Raw genomic sequence first — 14,393 nt, 5'->3', positions numbered from 1 at the left:
TCGTGACGACCATCACCATCGCCCTTTCCAAGGGCCGCATCTTCGACGAAACCCTGCCGCTGCTGGCCGCCGCCGGCATCGTGCCGGCCGAGAACCCGGAAACCTCGCGCAAGCTGATCATCGAGACCAACCAGCCGAACGTGCGCGTCGTCATCGTCCGCGCCACCGATGTGCCGACCTACGTGCAGTATGGCGCCGCCGACATCGGCGTCGCCGGCAAGGACGTGCTGATCGAGCATGGCGGCGAGGGCCTCTACGCGCCGCTCGACCTGAAGATCGCCAAGTGCCGGATGATGGTCGCCGTCCCCGAGGGCTTCGACTACGCCAGCGCCGTCCGCCAGGGCGCCCGCCTCAAGGTGGCGTCCAAGTACATCAAGACGGCGCGCGAACATTTCGCCAGCAAGGGTGTCCATGTCGATCTGATCAAGCTCTACGGCTCGATGGAGCTGGCGCCGCTGGCCGGGCTGGCCGACGCCATCGTCGACCTGGTGTCGACCGGTGGCACGCTGAAGGCCAACAAGCTGGTTGCCTGCGAGCACATCATGGACATTTCCTCGCGCCTCGTGGTCAACCAGGCCTCGCTGAAGGTCAAGCGCGAAACCCTGCAACCGATCATCGACGCCTTTGCCGGGGCGGTGGAGAAATCGTCATGAGCATTGCAATTCAGCGTCTGTCTACGGTCGACGCCGATTTCCTGTCGAAACTGAAAACCCTGCTCGCCTTCGAGGCGGCAGCCGACGAGAACATCGAGCGCACCGTCGCCGCCATCCTGGCCGACGTGAAGGCGCGCGGCGACGCGGCGGTGATCGAATACACCAACAAGTTTGATCGCCTGACCGCCAAGGCCATGATCGACCTCGAACTGCGTAGGGACGAACTGCAGAAGGCGCTCGCCGGCCTGCCGGCCGACCGCCGCGCCGCGCTCGAAGCCGCCGCCGGCCGCATCCGCGCCTACCACGAGCGGCAGCGGATGGAAGGCTGGTCCTACACCGAAGGCGACGGCACCCTGCTCGGCCAGATGATCACCCCGCTCGACCGCGTCGGCCTCTACGTGCCGGGCGGCAAGGCGGCCTACCCGTCGTCGGTGCTGATGAACGCGATTCCGGCCAAAGTCGCCGGCGTCAAGGAACTGATCATGGTCGTCCCGACACCGGACGGCGAGCGCAACCAGCTGGTGCTGGCGGCGGCCTGCCTGGCCGGCGTCGACCGCGTGTTCACCATCGGCGGTGCCCAGGCCGTCGGCGCCCTGGCCTATGGCACGCAGACGGTGCCGCAGGTGGACAAGATCGTCGGCCCCGGCAACGCCTACGTCGCGACGGCCAAGCGCCGTGTCTTCGGCATCGTCGGCATCGACATGGTCGCCGGCCCTTCCGAAATCCTCGTCGTCTCGGACGGCACCGGCAACCCGGACTGGGTGGCGATGGACCTGTTCTCGCAGGCCGAGCATGACGAGCTGGCGCAGTCGATCCTGATCTGCACCGACGCCGCCTTCATCGAGCGCGTGCAGGCGAGCATAGCGAAGCTGTTGCCGACCATGCCGCGCCGTGAAGTCATCGAAACCTCGCTGACCAACCGCGGCGCCTTCATCCTGGTGCGCGACATGGACGAGGCGGTGGCTATCGCCAATCGCGTCGCGCCCGAGCACCTTGAGCTGGCGCTCGACAACCCGGATCCGTGGGTGGCGAAGATCCACCACGCCGGCGCCATCTTCATCGGTCACTACACCTCGGAGTCGCTCGGCGACTACTGTGCCGGTCCCAACCACGTGCTGCCGACCTCGGGCTCGGCGCGCTTCTCGTCGCCGCTCGGCGTCTACGACTTCCAGAAGCGCACCAGCCTGATCAAGGTCTCGCCGGCCGGCGCGCAGACCCTGGGTCGCATCGCGTCGACGCTGGCGCACGGCGAAGGCCTGCCGGCGCATGCCCGGTCGGCCGAGTTCCGTCTGGAAAATTGAGCGAAAAACGGTGTCGACCGCAGCAACCCCCGAATGCCAAAGCCGCCCGGACCTCCGGGCGCTTTTTTTGGGCTTTTCCGCGGTCGGCCTCTCCGGCTTCGGCGGCGTCCTGCCATTCGCCCGGCGCATGCTGGTCGAGCAGCGCAAGTGGATGACGGCGGACGAGTTCAACACCCAGCTCGGCCTCTGCCAGTTCCTGCCCGGCCCCAATGTCATCAACCTGGCGGTCGTCGTCGGCAAGCGTTACCGCGGCGTCGCCGGCGCCATCATCGCGCCGGTCGGGCTGCTCGCCGGGCCGCTCGCCATCGTGCTGCTGCTGGCGCTCCTCTACGACCGCTACGGCAGCCTGCCGATCGCCCAGTCCATGCTGCGCGGCATCGCCGCCGTCGGCTGCGGCCTGCTGTTCGCGATGGCCTGGCGCATGGGGTCGGCGCTCAAGGGCAAGGCCGTCTTCCTGCCGTTTACCGCGCTGACCGTCGCCGCCATCGCCTGGCTGCGCTGGCCGCTGCCGATCGTCATGGTCGCCGGGCTGTTGCTGTCCGGCGGCGTCGCCTGGTGGCAGCTGGGCCGGAAATGAGCGTCGCCGGCGAACTCTTCCTCGAATTCGCGCTGCTCTCCTTCGTCGCCTTCGGCGGCGCCACTGCGCTGCTGCCGGAGATGCACCGCGTCGTCGTCGACAATCACCACTGGCTCGACGACACCACTTTCACCCATCTCTATGCCATCGCCCAGGCCGCGCCCGGGCCGAACGTGCTGGTCGTCACCCTGATCGGCTGGGAGGTCGCCGGGCTGGCCGGCGCGCTGGCGGCGACGCTGGCGATGTGCCTGCCGATGAGCATCCTGATCTACCTGCTGATCGACCGCTGGGAAAGCTTTTCCGGCAAGCGCTGGCAACAGGCGGTCAGCCTCGGCGTGGCGCCGCTGGCGGTCGGGCTGGTGTTTTCCGGCGCGACGCTGATCGCGACCTCGGCGAGCCTCGGTTGGGCGGCCTGGCTGCTGCTGGCGGCGACCGTCGTCGCCAACCTGCGGACGAAACTGCATCCGCTGTGGTTCATCGCCGTCGGCGCGGTGCTCGGCCTGCTCGGCCTCGTCTGATTTTTGACCGTTTCCGGGCGTCGACCGCAAGCGCCGGTCAGCGCCCGGCGTAGGGGTTTTCCAGGCCGGCGATGACTTCCTGAAAGACGGCGCGGATCTGGTGTTCCTCGCATTCCATCAGCAGCGCATCCTCGAAGGCGTCCTGCGCCATCTGGCGCAGTTCCTCGAGATTCTCGCGCAGCACCTTGATCTTCTCGGTGCAGGCGACGACGCTGCCGTCCGGGCGTTTCCAGATGATTTCCGGTGCGTTCATGCGAGTATTTCGCGCAACGCGTCGCTCAGTGCGCGGCATTCGTCGTCGGTGCCGACGGTGATGCGCAGATGCTGGTCGATGCGTGGCAGCTTGAAGTGGCGGACGATAATGTTTCGATCGCGCAGCGCGCCGGCGAGTTCCGCCGCATCGCGCTGCGGGTGGCGGGCGAAGATGAAGTTGGCGGCCGACGGCAGCACGTCGAAGCCGAGTCCGGCCAGTTCGCCGACCAGGCGTTCGCGGCTGGCGACGACCCGGGCGCAGCAGTCGGCGAAATGCGCCTCGTCCTCCAGCGCGGCGACGGCGCCGACGATGGCCAGGCGGTCGAGCGGATAGGAGTTGAAGCTGTTCTTGACCCGCTCCAGCGCCTCGATCAGGGCCGGGTGGCCGACCGCGAAGCCGACGCGCAGGCCGGCCAGCGCGCGCGACTTGGACAGCGTGTGGATGACCAGCAGGTTGTCGTAGCGAGCGACCAGGCCGATGGCGGTGTCGCCGCCGAAATCGACGTAGGCTTCGTCGACGACGACGACCGAATCCGGATTGGCCGCGAGGATTCGCTCGATGGCGTCGAGCGCCAGCAGGCGGCCGGTCGGCGCGTTCGGGTTGGGGAAAATGATGCCGCCGTTCGCTTGGCCGCAGTAGTCGGCCGGGTCGATGCTGAAATCGGCGGTGAGCGGCACGGTGCGGTAGGCGACGCCGTAGAGTCCGCAATAGACCGGATAGAAGCTGTAGGTGATGTCCGGGAAGAGGATCGGCGCGTCGTGCTTCAACAGCGCCTGGAAGGCGTGCGCCAGCACCTCGTCCGAGCCGTTGCCGACGAAGACCTGCTGTGCCGTGACGCCGTGCCGCCGGGCGACGGCCGCTTTCAGCAGATCGGCATTGGGGTCGGGGTAGAGGCGCAGGCGCGCCGCGTCGTCGCCGAGTTCGCCCCGGATCGCCGCCAGCACCCGGGGCGAGGGCGGGTAGGGGTTCTCGTTGGTGTTGAGCTTGATCAGGTTGGCGATCTTGGGCTGTTCGCCCGGCACGTAGGGGGTGAGGTCGCGGACGACCTGGCTCCAGAAGCGACTCATGGGGTTTGCGCGGAAAGCTGAAACAGGGGCCGAAATGGTATCATGACCCCCCGTTCACAAGCCTTCGCAGCCTTTACCATGCGGCAAGCCGAAATCACTCGCAACACGCTGGAGACGCAGATCACCGTCCGTCTCGATCTCGACGGCACCGGCCAGGGCAAGTTCGCCACCGGCGTGCCTTTCCTCGACCACATGCTCGACCAGATCGCACGCCACGGCCTGATCGACCTCGATGTCCAGGCGACGGGCGACCTGCACATCGACGCGCACCATACCGTCGAGGACATCGGCATCACCGTCGGCCAGGCGCTGGCCAGGGCCTGGGGCGACAAGAATGGGCTGACCCGCTACGGCCACAGCTACGTGCCGCTCGACGAGGCGCTGTCGCGCGTCGTCATCGACCTGTCGGGCCGGCCCGGGCTGGAGTTCAACGTGCCCTTCACGCGGGCGATGATCGGCCAGTTCGACGTCGACCTGGTCCACGAATTCTTCCAGGGCCTGGTCAACCACGCCGGGATGACCCTGCACATCGACAACCTGCGCGGCGTCAATGCCCACCATCAGGCGGAAACCGTCTTCAAGGCCTTCGGCCGCGCCCTGCGCATGGCGGCGACGCCCGATCCGCGTATGGCCGGCGCCATGCCGTCGACCAAGGGGTCGCTGTGAGCGCTGGCAAAACCGTTGCCGTCATCGACTACGGGATGGGCAACCTGCGTTCGGTGTCGAAGGCGCTGGAGCATGTCGCCGGCGGCCGGGACGTGGTCGTCACCGCCGACCCGGCCGTGGTGGCCGGCGCCGAGCGCGTCGTCTTTCCCGGCCAGGGGGCGATGCCCGACTGCATGCGCGAACTCGACGCCCGCGGCCTGCGCCCGGCGGTATTGGCGGCGGCGCGCGAGAAGCCGTTCCTCGGCATCTGCATCGGCCTGCAGATGCTGTTCGAGCACAGTGAGGAAGGCGATGTCGCCGGCCTCGGCGTGTTCGCCGGCGAGGTCCGACGTTTTCCCGATGAAAAGATGGTCGACCGCAACGGCCAGCGCCTCAAGGTGCCGCACATGGGCTGGAACCGCCTGCAGCAAAAGCCGCACGCGCTGTGGTCGGGAATCGCCGACGGGGCGCGCTTCTACTTCGTGCACAGCTACTGCGTGCAGCCGGCCGATCCGTCGGTGGTGACCGGCACCACCGAGTACAGCGTCCCCTTTACCTGCGCGGTGGGGCGGGATAATATCTTCGCCGTTCAATTCCACCCCGAGAAAAGCGCCCAGGACGGCCTGCAGCTTTTGAAAAACTTCGTCGCGTGGCGTCCCTGAGACGCTTTCGGCCGTTACTTCGCATCCGACCCCCATGCTGATTATTCCCGCCATCGATCTCAAGGACGGCCAGTGCGTCCGTTTGAAGCAGGGCCTGATGGAACAGGCCACCGTCTTTTCCGACAGCCCGGCCGCCATGGCCAGCCACTGGCTGGCCCAGGGGGCGCGGCGCCTGCATCTGGTCGACCTCAACGGCGCCTTCGCCGGCAAGCCGAAGAACGAATCGGCGATCAAGTCGATCCTGCGCGAAGTCGGCGATGACATTCCGGTCCAGCTCGGCGGCGGCATCCGCGATCTCGACACCATCGAGCGTTGCCTCGACGACGGCCTGACCTACGTCATCATCGGCACCGCCGCCGTCAAGAACCCCGGCTTCCTGCACGACGCCTGCACCGCCTTTCCCGGCCACATCATCGTCGGGCTCGACGCCAAGGATGGCAAGGTGGCGACCGACGGCTGGTCCAAGCTGACCGGCCACGACGTCGTCGACCTCGGCAAGAAATATGAGGATTATGGCGTCGAGTCGATCATCTATACCGATATCGGCCGCGACGGCATGCTGTCCGGGCTGAATATCGAGGCGACCGTGCGTCTGGCGCAGGCCCTGACCATTCCGGTCATCGCCTCCGGCGGCCTGTCCAGCCTCGACGACATCAGGGCGTTGTGCGCCGTCGAACGCGAAGGTGTCGTCGGCACCATCGCCGGCCGTGCCATCTACGACGGTTCGCTCGATTTCAAGTCAGCGCAGGAAGCCGCCGACGCCGGCAACCTCTGATGCTGGCCAAGCGCATCATTCCCTGCCTCGACGTCACCGCCGGCCGCGTCGTCAAGGGCACCAACTTCGTCGATCTGCGCGATGCCGGCGACCCCATCGAGATCGCCCGCCGCTACGACGAGCAGGGCGCCGACGAGGTGACCTTCCTCGACATCACGGCGTCCAGCGACCAGCGCGACATCATCCTGCATATCGTCGAGGCCTGCGCCGAGCAGGTCTTCATCCCGCTGACCGTCGGCGGCGGCGTGCGCAAGGTCGAGGACGTCCGGCGCCTGCTCAACGCTGGCGCCGACAAGGTGTCGATGAACACGGCGGCGGTGAATGACCCGGATCTGGTGTTCAACGCCTCGAGCAAGGTCGGTTCGCAGTGCATCGTCGTCGCCATCGACGCCAAGCAGACGGCGCCCGGCAAGTGGCACGTGTTCACCCACGGCGGGCGCAACGACACCGGCCTGGATGCGGTCGACTGGGCAAAGCGGGTCGAAATGCTCGGCGCCGGGGAAATCCTGCTGACCAGCATGGATCGCGACGGCACCAAGAACGGTTTCGACCTCGCACTGACCCGCGCCGTGTCCGACGCCGTGCGCATCCCGGTGATCGCCTCGGGCGGCGTCGGCAACCTGCAGCATCTTGCCGACGGCGTCACCGAGGGCCGCGCCGATGCCGTGCTGGCCGCCTCGATCTTCCATTTCGGCGAATACACCGTGCGCCAGGCCAAGGAATACATGGCGGCGCGCGGCATCGAAGTCCGCCTGTAATGGCCGATCTCGACAACGCGCTGCCGTGGCTGGAGGCCCTGAAATGGGATGCCGACGGCATGATTCCGGCCATCGCCCAGGACCAGAACGGGCGTGTCGTGATGTTCGCCTTCATGAACCGCGAGTCGCTGCAGGAAACAGTCCGCTGCGGCAACGCGGTATACTGGTCACGTTCGCGTCGGCGTCTGTGGCGCAAGGGTGAGGAATCGGGCCATTTCCAGAAAGTGAAGGCGATCCGCACCGACTGCGACGGTGATGTGCTGCTGCTGACGATCGAACAGGTCGGCGGCATTGCCTGTCATACCGGCCGCGAGAGCTGTTTTTTCAACGAGTTGCAGGGGGAACGCTGGGTTCCCGCTGATCCGGTTTTGAAAGACCCTAAGGAAATTTACGCAAAATGAGCACGCACGACATCCTGCACCGTCTGTCCGACACGCTGGCCTCGCGTCGCAATGCCGACCCGGAAACTTCCTACACCGCCCAGTTGTTCGCCAGCGGCCCCGACTCGATCCTCAAGAAGATCGGCGAGGAGTGCGCCGAGCTGATCATGGCCGGCAAGGAAGGCAAGCGCCTGAACATCGTCTGGGAATCGACCGATGTCATCTACCACGTGCTGGTGCTGCTCGCCTTCTACGGCCTGTCGATCGAGGACGTTTCGCAGGAAATGCGCCGCCGCGAGGGCATTTCCGGCATCGACGAGAAGAAGGCCCGGAGCGCCAAGTGAGCGACTGCATCTTCTGCAAGATCGTCGAGGGAAAGATTCCGGCGAAGAAGGTCTATGAAGACGAGGACATCCTCGCCTTCAACGACATCAATCCGGCGCGCCCGGTGCATGTGCTGGTGATTCCGAAAAAGCACATCACCTCGCTGGCGACGACGGCAGCGGAGGATACGCCGGTGCTCGGCAAGATGCTGGCCAGGGCCAACGAAATTGCGGTGGCTCAAGGCAGCCCGGACGGTTTCCGGGTCATCATCAACACCGGTCGGGTCGGCAACCAGGAAGTGCCGCACCTGCACATCCACATCGTGGGCGGGCCGGACCCGGTCGGCCCCATGCTAAAACGCATCTAGGAGACAATCATGGGCAGTTTTTCCGTCTGGCACTGGCTGATCGTACTGGTCATCGTGCTGCTGATCTTCGGCACCAAGAAGCTGCGCAACGTCGGGCAGGATCTCGGCGGCGCGGTCAAGGGCTTCAAGGACGGCATGAAGGACGCCGGCGCGCCCGACCAGAAGGCCGAAACCCCGCCGCCCGAGAAGGTCGGCGGACAGACCATCGATGTCGAAGTGAAGGAAAAGACGAAGAGCTAGTGGCGGGTCGCGTGTCGCTAGTCGTCAGCTTTTAGCTAGAGACTAATGACTGGTAACCGGCAACTACAACTATGTTCGATATCGGCTTTTCCGAACTCATGGTCATCGGCGTCGTCGCCCTGCTCGTCATCGGGCCGGAGAAGCTGCCGAAGGTTGCGCGCACGCTGGGGCATCTGCTCGGGCGCGCGCAGCGCTACGTCAATGACGTCAAGTCCGACATCAACCGCGAGATTCAGCTCGACGAACTGAAAAAACTGCAGTCGCAGGTGACTGACTCGGCCCGCGCCCTGGAGGATTCGGTGCGCAAGGAATACGAATCCGCCCGTTCGGCGCTCGAGGCGCCGGCCCGGGCGGCGGCTGCCGAACTCGAGGACGCCGCGCAACAGGTCGCGCAGGCGACCCAGACGCCGCCTTCGCCGCCGGCAACTGGCGACAACACGGGCAAACCCGCCGCATGAGCGATCCGCAGGTCGAATCCGCGCCCGAAGAGTCGTTCATCTCGCATCTGGTCGAGCTGCGCGACCGGTTGCTGCGCAGCCTGATCGCGGTCGGTGTCGTGCTCGGGGCGCTGTGCCTCTACCCTGGCCCGGGCGCCATCTACGACATACTCGCCGCGCCGCTCACCGCCGCGCTGCCGGAAGGCACCAAGATGGTCGCCATCGGCGTCATCACGCCGTTCATGGTGCCGCTCAAGGTCACCGCCATGGTTGCCTTCGTGCTGGCCTTGCCCTACATCCTCTACCAGGCCTGGGCCTTCATCGCGCCCGGCCTCTACGCCCATGAAAAGCGCCTCGGCATCCCGCTGATCATTTCCAGCACCTTGCTCTTCATGCTCGGCATGGCCTTCTGCTACTTCTTCGTCTTCGGCCAGGTGTTCAGCTTCATCGCCGGTTTCGCGCCGAAGAGCATCACACCGGCGCCGGACATCGAGGCCTACCTGTCGTTCGTGATGACCATGTTCCTCGCCTTCGGCATCGCCTTCGAGGTGCCGGTGGCCCTGGTCGTGCTGGTCAAGCTTGGGGTGGTCAGCGTCGACAAGCTCAGGGAGTGGCGCTCCTACTTCATCGTCGGCGCCTTCGTCGTGGCCGCCGTGGTGACGCCGCCGGACGTGGTTTCCCAGCTGGCGCTGGCGATTCCGATGTGCCTGCTCTACGAGCTGGGCATCTTTGCCGCCCGTTTCGTCTCCCGGCCGGCTCCGGCGGCGCCTGTTGCGGTCGACCCGGCTGCAGAGGCGAAAATGGATGTCGAGATGGACCGCGCGGAAGACGAGTTCCGCAAGCTTTCCGGCAAGTAGTCAGATCGCCTTTTTTTCCGGTCCCGGTCGGGTGGCCAGCGTCCGCACCGGCATCCCTTCGGCGAACCACCACAACGTCCCGGCCGGCATCACCGTCCATGCCTCGTTGTCGGTCAGCGGCTGGGTGGCGATCACCGCCACGCGATCGTCGGGCCGGGTGACGGCGTTGAAATCGACGGTGACGTCCTGATCCTTGAGGTGCGCCTGGGCAAACGGCGCCTGGCGGACGATGTAGGCGAGCCTGGTCGAGGCGTGGGCGAACAGCCAGTCGCCGTTCGAGAGCAGGAAGTTGAACTCGCCGTGGCCGGCAATTTCCAGCGTCAGCGCATGGATGGCGGCAAACAGCGCGTCGGCGGCGGGCGCCGTGCCGCCGAAGCGCCGGCGCAGCTGGTCGAGCAGCCAGCAGAAGGCGCGCTCGCTGTCGGTGACGCCGACCGGGACGAAGCTGCCGTCCAGCGTCGGCGCGAAATCGACGAGGTTGCCGTTGTGGGCGAAGATCCAGTAGCGCCCCCACAGCTCGCGCATGAACGGGTGGGTGTTTTCCAGCCCGACGACGCCCTGCGTCGCCTTGCGGATGTGGGCGATGACATTTTTCGAATGGATCGGATACTGGCGCACCAGCTCGGCGAGCGGCGAAGTGCACGACGGCTTCGGTTCGAGGAAGACGCGCGTGCCGCGGCCCTCGAAGAAGGCGATGCCCCAGCCGTCGGAATGGACGTCAGTCGCCCCGCCGCGCGCCTGGAAGCCGGTGAACGAGAAGCAGATGTCGGTCGGCACGTTGCAGTTCATGCCCAGCAGCTGGCACATCGCTCACTCCTGTTCCGCGCGCATGGCCGGCCGCTTGCCGACCTTGACCTGCAGTTCGACGACGTTCTTGTCGCGGCGCAGGCGGAAGGCCGAGCGTTCCTCGGGCTTGAGCGCGGCGATCAGGTCGAGCATGACCTGCGGGTCGGTGACCGGCTTGCCGCCGACCGTCAGCAGCACGTCGCCGGGGCGGATGCCGGCGGCGTCGGCCGGGCTGCCGCGCACGACGCCGGCGATCAGCGCCCCTTCGTTGTCCGGCAGGCCGAAGGACTCGGCCAGTTCGGGCGTGATTTCCTGGGCTTCGACGCCGATCCAGCCGCGCGTCACGGCACCGTGCTGGATGATCTGCTCCATGATGTTCTTGGCGCTCGACACCGGGATCGCGAAGCCGATGCCGAGCGAGCCGCCGGTGCGCGAGTAGATCGCGGTGTTGATGCCGACCAGGTTGCCGTCGACATCGATCAGGGCGCCGCCCGAGTTGCCCGGGTTGATCGCCGCGTCGGTCTGGATGAAGTTCTCGAAGGTGTTGATCCCGAGGTGAGAGCGACCGAGCGCCGAAACGATGCCCATGGTCACCGTCTGGCCGACGCCGAAGGGGTTGCCGATGGCCAGCACGACGTCTCCGACGCGCAGGTTCTCCATCTGGCCGAAGGTGATCGCCGGTAGCTTGTCGGCCTTGATCTGCAGCACGGCAAGGTCGGATTCCGGATCGCTGCCGATGACCTTGGCCTTGTAGGTGTGGCCGTCGTTGAGCGACACCTGGATATCCTTTGCCGCCTCGACGACGTGGAAATTGGTCAGGATGTAGCCGTTGCTGCTGACCAGCACGCCCGAGCCGAGGCCCAGGTTCTGCTGTGGCGGGCCGTCCGGACGCTCGCCAAAGAAATGGCGGAAGACCGGGTCGTCGAGCAGCGGATGGCGCCGCTTCTTCACTTCCTGCGTCGTGTAGATGTGCACGACGGCCGGCAGCGCGGCGCGCGCTGCCTCACGATATGAAGCAGTTCCCTTGCGCTCGTCATCCGGGGCAGCGGTGGGCGCCTGCTGTACCGTGACCGACGCTTGGCGGGCGGGCAGCCATTCAGGCTTCAGCGTGCTCAGCACGAACATGACGGCGACCGCAATCGTTACCGTTTGTGCAAAAATCAGCCACAACCTGCGCATGGAAGACCGTCTCGATGAAACGCGAAGAACTGGTGGAATATCTGGATGAGCTGTTGCAGCCCGCAAAGTTCCGGGATTATTGCCCAAACGGCCTGCAAGTGGAAGGACGCGCCGAGGTCGTACGGGTGGTGGCCGGCGTCACCGCCAGCCAGGCGCTGCTCGATGCAGCCGTGGCACGCGGCGCCGATGCGGTGCTGGTCCACCACGGCTATTTCTGGAAGGGCGAAGATGGCCGCGTCACGGGCATCCGCCGGCAGCGCCTGAAAACCCTGCTCGGCCACGACATCAACCTGTTCGTCTACCACCTGCCGCTCGACGCCCATCCCGAACTGGGTAACAACGCGCAGCTGGCGAGCCGCCTGGGCTGGCAGCCCACGGGGCGTTTCGGCGAGCAGGACATCGCCTGGCTGGGCGATGTTGGCGCACCGACGACGGCCGGCCGGCTGGCCGAGCAGATCGCCGCCGGCCTCGCCCGTCAGCCGCTGCTGATCGGCGAAGCGCAGCGTCCCTTAAGGCGTCTCGGCTGGTGCACCGGCGGGGCGCAGGGCTATTTCGAGCAGGCCATCGCCCTCGGCGTCGACGCCTTCATCTCGGGCGAAATCTCGGAGCAGACCGTCCATCTGGCGCGCGAGAGCGGGGTCGCCTACCTGGCTTGCGGACACCACGCGACCGAGCGCTACGGCGTGGCGGCGCTCGCCGAACACCTCGCCGCCCGTTGCGGCCTGCAGTGCGAGTTCGTGGATGTCGATAATCCCGTGTAGGGCGCGCTCTCGGCAAACGCCGCGGCTTGCCGGGAATCCCCTCTAAGCCTCGCGCCGCAGGCCGTAGCCCGCTTCCAGGACCAGCAGGAGCAGGACGATCTCCTCGATCACCTCGAGCGGGAAGCCGCTGCGCTGGCCGTTGCGCGTGTCGTGCACCAGTTCGTACAGGTAGTCCATGCCGGTTCGGGTGCCCCACGTGGCGGTGATGCGGCTGACGATGTGCGGGTAGTCGGCGAGCGACTTGAGCCCGGAGACCGGTGCCTCAAGATCCTGCCAAGCCGGCACCTGCAGGTTGAATTTCTGGCGCAGCGCCGGCAGTAGCCGGGTGTACTCGCCGCGCATGCCGCCGCGCCGGTAGAGGTCGAGCAGCATCAGCCACGGCCGTGGATTGTCCGAGGCGCTTTCCTCGATATGTTGGGCCAGGGTTTCGGTGGCGCCCTGCAGGCGGCCGAAGGAGAGCATGATTTCGGCGAGCGCGATGGCGCTGTCGTCCTGGTTGAAGTGGGCTTCCGGTCCCCTGACTTCGTCGGGAGCCCGTGAAAAGACGTCGGGTTGCGTGTCGATGGCCGCGGCAGCGGGAAGGCTGGCGGGCGGGGCGACCCGCGGCTCCGGTATGTCCGGGGAGGCCTCGGGCATGCCGGCCGGTTCCGTCTGGTGCGGCGCGCGCGGGATCGGCGGCGGCATCGCTTCGCCGTTGCGGCGCTCGCGCCGGCGGCCGAGGAGATGCGCGAGCCCGCCGGCAATCAGGCCGCCGGCCAGCGCGCTGAGCAGGGCTTCCAGCCAGTTGTTGCCAGAGGCGGCGGGCGGTGGCGGTTCCGCCGGCTTGGCCACCGGGGCGGGCAGGGCGCCGCCGGCGGCCTGGGCGGCCTGCAGCTTCTGCTGGAGCGCCAGCGATTCGGCGGTCAGCGCCAGCGCCTTGTCGAGCGCCTCGATCTGCGTGTTGAGCGACTGGATGGTGGCTTCCACCTTCTGCAGACGCTCGTCGAGTTCGGCCTTGGGGTCCCTGGGCGGCGCCGCCTTTTCGCCGGGCTTGAGTTCGGCCGGCGGCGCGCCGATGAGGACGCGGTCGACGCCGCCGGGCTTCGGCGCCGGCGTGGGCTTGACCACTTTAGGCGGCGGTGGCGGGGGCGGCGCGGGCGGTTCCGCCGGCTCGCTGCGCGGCTTCGCCTGCTGCATGGGCAGCGCGTCGCGCTCGGCGGCGACGCGCTGCTTGACGTCGGGAATGATGACGGGCGTGCCGTCGACGAGCGCCGGACGGCGGCTCAGTTGCGGATTGGCGCGCTTGAGCGCGGCGAGCATCCGGCGCTGCTGCGCCAGGTTGTCCGGAACCAGCGTTTCGGCGATGCCTTCCAGGGTGTCGCCCTCGCTGGCGCGGTATTCCTGGACCGCCGCGCCGCGACTGCGCGTCGGGGCGGCCGGGGTGTCGACCGGGCTCGCGCCGGCCGGCGCAGGGCTGGCGAGGACGAGGGGCTCGGACGGCATCAGTACGTAATCGCGCTGCAAATCGACACCGCAGCCGGCGCGCAGGCCGATCAGGAAAATCGGTTCGGAGATCGGCTTGCTGCCGGTGAGGTGCAGGCGGTAGCGGTTGCCGTCGCGCACCAGCCTGGTCTTGGCGCTGGAGATGACCGGGAGATCGGAACCGTTGAGCGGGGCCAGCGAAAAGCAGGTGGCTTCCAGATGCTCGTCGGCATCGGCGGCGATCGGCACCTCGGCACGCAACGGCTCGCCGATGCGCGAATGCAGCACGATGTCGCCAAAGCCGATCGACCAGGCCTGGCTTGCCGAAAGCAGGGCGGCGCCCACGGTGCTCAAGCGAAATGTTGTGGCGGTCACAGTTACCTACCCTTGGT

Annotated in this window: 20 protein-coding genes; 15 read left to right on the top strand and 5 right to left on the bottom strand. The window is 66.9% G+C overall.

Features of this window, described 5'->3' with window-relative positions:
• The first annotated feature begins 2 nt into the window (after window positions 1–2).
• The 4 genes from hisG to GH660_RS02440 all read left to right on the top strand — a co-directional run bounded on the left by hisG (window position 3) and on the right by GH660_RS02440 (window position 3,049).
• Entirely contained in the window at window positions 3–653 is a 651-nt protein-coding gene (gene hisG / locus GH660_RS02455; RefSeq protein WP_153145369.1) for an ATP phosphoribosyltransferase, read from the top strand.
• On the top strand, window positions 650–1,954 hold the full coding sequence (hisD, locus tag GH660_RS02450) for a histidinol dehydrogenase (RefSeq protein WP_194266208.1): 1,305 nt from the start codon (window positions 650–652) through the stop codon (window positions 1,952–1,954). The genes hisG and hisD overlap by 4 nt, the downstream gene beginning before the upstream one ends.
• A gap of 67 nt (window positions 1,955–2,021) precedes the next feature.
• Window positions 2,022–2,531, top strand: coding sequence for a chromate transporter (locus tag GH660_RS02445; RefSeq protein WP_255478696.1), 510 nt, complete (start codon window positions 2,022–2,024; stop codon window positions 2,529–2,531).
• Entirely contained in the window at window positions 2,510–3,049 is a 540-nt protein-coding gene (locus GH660_RS02440; RefSeq protein ID WP_228276322.1) for a chromate transporter, read from the top strand. Before GH660_RS02445 ends, GH660_RS02440 begins: the two co-directional genes overlap by 22 nt.
• Before the next feature lie 37 nt (window positions 3,050–3,086).
• On the opposite strand, the gene GH660_RS02435 is transcribed toward GH660_RS02440, so the two are convergent.
• Together GH660_RS02435 and hisC are read right to left on the bottom strand one after the other, a co-directional pair.
• Window positions 3,087–3,302, bottom strand: a complete 216-nt coding sequence (locus GH660_RS02435; RefSeq protein ID WP_153144976.1) for a hypothetical protein — start codon at window positions 3,300–3,302, stop codon at window positions 3,087–3,089.
• On the bottom strand, window positions 3,299–4,369 hold the full coding sequence (gene hisC, locus GH660_RS02430; RefSeq protein ID WP_153144975.1) for a histidinol-phosphate transaminase: 1,071 nt from the start codon (window positions 4,367–4,369) through the stop codon (window positions 3,299–3,301). The genes GH660_RS02435 and hisC overlap by 4 nt, the downstream gene beginning before the upstream one ends.
• Window positions 4,370–4,447: 78 nt before the next feature.
• Between hisC and hisB the strand changes: the two genes are divergently transcribed.
• The 10 genes from hisB (at window position 4,448) to tatC (ending at window position 9,814) form a co-directional block, all read left to right on the top strand.
• Window positions 4,448–5,035, top strand: a complete 588-nt coding sequence (gene hisB / locus GH660_RS02425; RefSeq protein WP_153145366.1) for an imidazoleglycerol-phosphate dehydratase HisB — start codon at window positions 4,448–4,450, stop codon at window positions 5,033–5,035.
• Window positions 5,032–5,676 (top strand): imidazole glycerol phosphate synthase subunit HisH, encoded by a 645-nt coding sequence (gene hisH / locus GH660_RS02420; protein WP_228276321.1) that lies wholly within the window; start codon window positions 5,032–5,034, stop codon window positions 5,674–5,676. Before hisB ends, hisH begins: the two co-directional genes overlap by 4 nt.
• Before the next feature lie 34 nt (window positions 5,677–5,710).
• Entirely contained in the window at window positions 5,711–6,451 is a 741-nt protein-coding gene (gene hisA, locus GH660_RS02415; RefSeq protein ID WP_153144974.1) for a 1-(5-phosphoribosyl)-5-[(5-phosphoribosylamino)methylideneamino]imidazole-4-carboxamide isomerase, read from the top strand.
• Entirely contained in the window at window positions 6,448–7,209 is a 762-nt protein-coding gene (hisF, locus tag GH660_RS02410) for an imidazole glycerol phosphate synthase subunit HisF (protein WP_368666108.1), read from the top strand. Before hisA ends, hisF begins: the two co-directional genes overlap by 4 nt.
• On the top strand, window positions 7,209–7,610 hold the full coding sequence (hisI, locus tag GH660_RS02405) for a phosphoribosyl-AMP cyclohydrolase (protein WP_153144972.1): 402 nt from the start codon (window positions 7,209–7,211) through the stop codon (window positions 7,608–7,610). The genes hisF and hisI overlap by 1 nt, the downstream gene beginning before the upstream one ends.
• Window positions 7,607–7,933, top strand: a complete 327-nt coding sequence (locus GH660_RS02400) for a phosphoribosyl-ATP diphosphatase (protein WP_153144971.1) — start codon at window positions 7,607–7,609, stop codon at window positions 7,931–7,933. Before hisI ends, GH660_RS02400 begins: the two co-directional genes overlap by 4 nt.
• Window positions 7,930–8,280, top strand: a complete 351-nt coding sequence (locus GH660_RS02395; protein ID WP_153144970.1) for a histidine triad nucleotide-binding protein — start codon at window positions 7,930–7,932, stop codon at window positions 8,278–8,280. Before GH660_RS02400 ends, GH660_RS02395 begins: the two co-directional genes overlap by 4 nt.
• Window positions 8,281–8,289: 9 nt before the next feature.
• Complete coding sequence (tatA, locus tag GH660_RS02390) at window positions 8,290–8,520, top strand: Sec-independent protein translocase subunit TatA (RefSeq protein ID WP_153144969.1); 231 nt, start codon at window positions 8,290–8,292, stop codon at window positions 8,518–8,520.
• Window positions 8,521–8,591: 71 nt separating this feature from the next.
• Window positions 8,592–8,978 carry a Sec-independent protein translocase protein TatB gene (gene tatB, locus GH660_RS02385; RefSeq protein WP_153144968.1) on the top strand — a complete coding sequence of 129 codons (387 nt, stop codon included), beginning with the start codon at window positions 8,592–8,594 and terminating at the stop codon, window positions 8,976–8,978.
• Complete coding sequence (tatC, locus tag GH660_RS02380; RefSeq protein ID WP_153144967.1) at window positions 8,975–9,814, top strand: twin-arginine translocase subunit TatC; 840 nt, start codon at window positions 8,975–8,977, stop codon at window positions 9,812–9,814. Before tatB ends, tatC begins: the two co-directional genes overlap by 4 nt.
• On the opposite strand, the gene GH660_RS02375 is transcribed toward tatC, so the two are convergent.
• Window positions 9,815–10,621, bottom strand: a complete 807-nt coding sequence (locus tag GH660_RS02375; protein WP_153144966.1) for a class II glutamine amidotransferase — start codon at window positions 10,619–10,621, stop codon at window positions 9,815–9,817. It lies immediately after the preceding gene.
• A 3-nt stretch (window positions 10,622–10,624) separates the two neighbouring features.
• Complete coding sequence (locus GH660_RS02370; RefSeq protein WP_153144965.1) at window positions 10,625–11,779, bottom strand: Do family serine endopeptidase; 1,155 nt, start codon at window positions 11,777–11,779, stop codon at window positions 10,625–10,627.
• 14 nt (window positions 11,780–11,793) lie between these two features.
• On the opposite strand from GH660_RS02370, the gene GH660_RS02365 reads away from it, so the two are divergent.
• Window positions 11,794–12,540 (top strand): Nif3-like dinuclear metal center hexameric protein, encoded by a 747-nt coding sequence (locus GH660_RS02365; RefSeq protein WP_153144964.1) that lies wholly within the window; start codon window positions 11,794–11,796, stop codon window positions 12,538–12,540.
• A gap of 42 nt (window positions 12,541–12,582) precedes the next feature.
• Here the strand turns inward: GH660_RS02365 and GH660_RS02360 are convergent, their stop codons facing one another.
• Window positions 12,583–14,355, bottom strand: a complete 1,773-nt coding sequence (locus GH660_RS02360) for a hypothetical protein (RefSeq protein WP_153144963.1) — start codon at window positions 14,353–14,355, stop codon at window positions 12,583–12,585.
• Between the last annotated feature and the right edge of the window lie 38 nt (window positions 14,356–14,393).

This window comes from Dechloromonas sp. H13 (assembly GCF_009469615.1).
Taxonomy (GTDB): domain Bacteria; phylum Pseudomonadota; class Gammaproteobacteria; order Burkholderiales; family Rhodocyclaceae; genus Azonexus.
Note: the sequence above shows the minus strand (reverse complement) of the source record. Positions and strands in the feature narration are given on the sequence as shown.

Excerpts from the sequence above, each read along its gene's own strand:
- GH660_RS02375 (WP_153144966.1), bottom strand. The coding sequence starts at position 10,621 with ATGTGCCAGCTGCTGGGCATGAACTGCAACGTGCCGACCGACATCTGC.
- tatB (WP_153144968.1), top strand. The coding sequence starts at position 8,592 with ATGTTCGATATCGGCTTTTCCGAACTCATGGTCATCGGCGTCGTCGCC.
- GH660_RS02435 (WP_153144976.1), bottom strand. The coding sequence starts at position 3,302 with ATGAACGCACCGGAAATCATCTGGAAACGCCCGGACGGCAGCGTCGTC.
- GH660_RS02400 (WP_153144971.1), top strand. The coding sequence starts at position 7,607 with ATGAGCACGCACGACATCCTGCACCGTCTGTCCGACACGCTGGCCTCG.
- hisD (WP_194266208.1), top strand. The coding sequence starts at position 650 with ATGAGCATTGCAATTCAGCGTCTGTCTACGGTCGACGCCGATTTCCTG.
- tatC (WP_153144967.1), top strand. The coding sequence starts at position 8,975 with ATGAGCGATCCGCAGGTCGAATCCGCGCCCGAAGAGTCGTTCATCTCG.
- hisA (WP_153144974.1), top strand. The coding sequence starts at position 5,711 with ATGCTGATTATTCCCGCCATCGATCTCAAGGACGGCCAGTGCGTCCGT.
- GH660_RS02370 (WP_153144965.1), bottom strand. The coding sequence starts at position 11,779 with ATGCGCAGGTTGTGGCTGATTTTTGCACAAACGGTAACGATTGCGGTC.
- hisC (WP_153144975.1), bottom strand. The coding sequence starts at position 4,369 with ATGAGTCGCTTCTGGAGCCAGGTCGTCCGCGACCTCACCCCCTACGTG.
- hisI (WP_153144972.1), top strand. The coding sequence starts at position 7,209 with ATGGCCGATCTCGACAACGCGCTGCCGTGGCTGGAGGCCCTGAAATGG.
- hisB (WP_153145366.1), top strand. The coding sequence starts at position 4,448 with ATGCGGCAAGCCGAAATCACTCGCAACACGCTGGAGACGCAGATCACC.
- tatA (WP_153144969.1), top strand. The coding sequence starts at position 8,290 with ATGGGCAGTTTTTCCGTCTGGCACTGGCTGATCGTACTGGTCATCGTG.
- GH660_RS02365 (WP_153144964.1), top strand. The coding sequence starts at position 11,794 with ATGAAACGCGAAGAACTGGTGGAATATCTGGATGAGCTGTTGCAGCCC.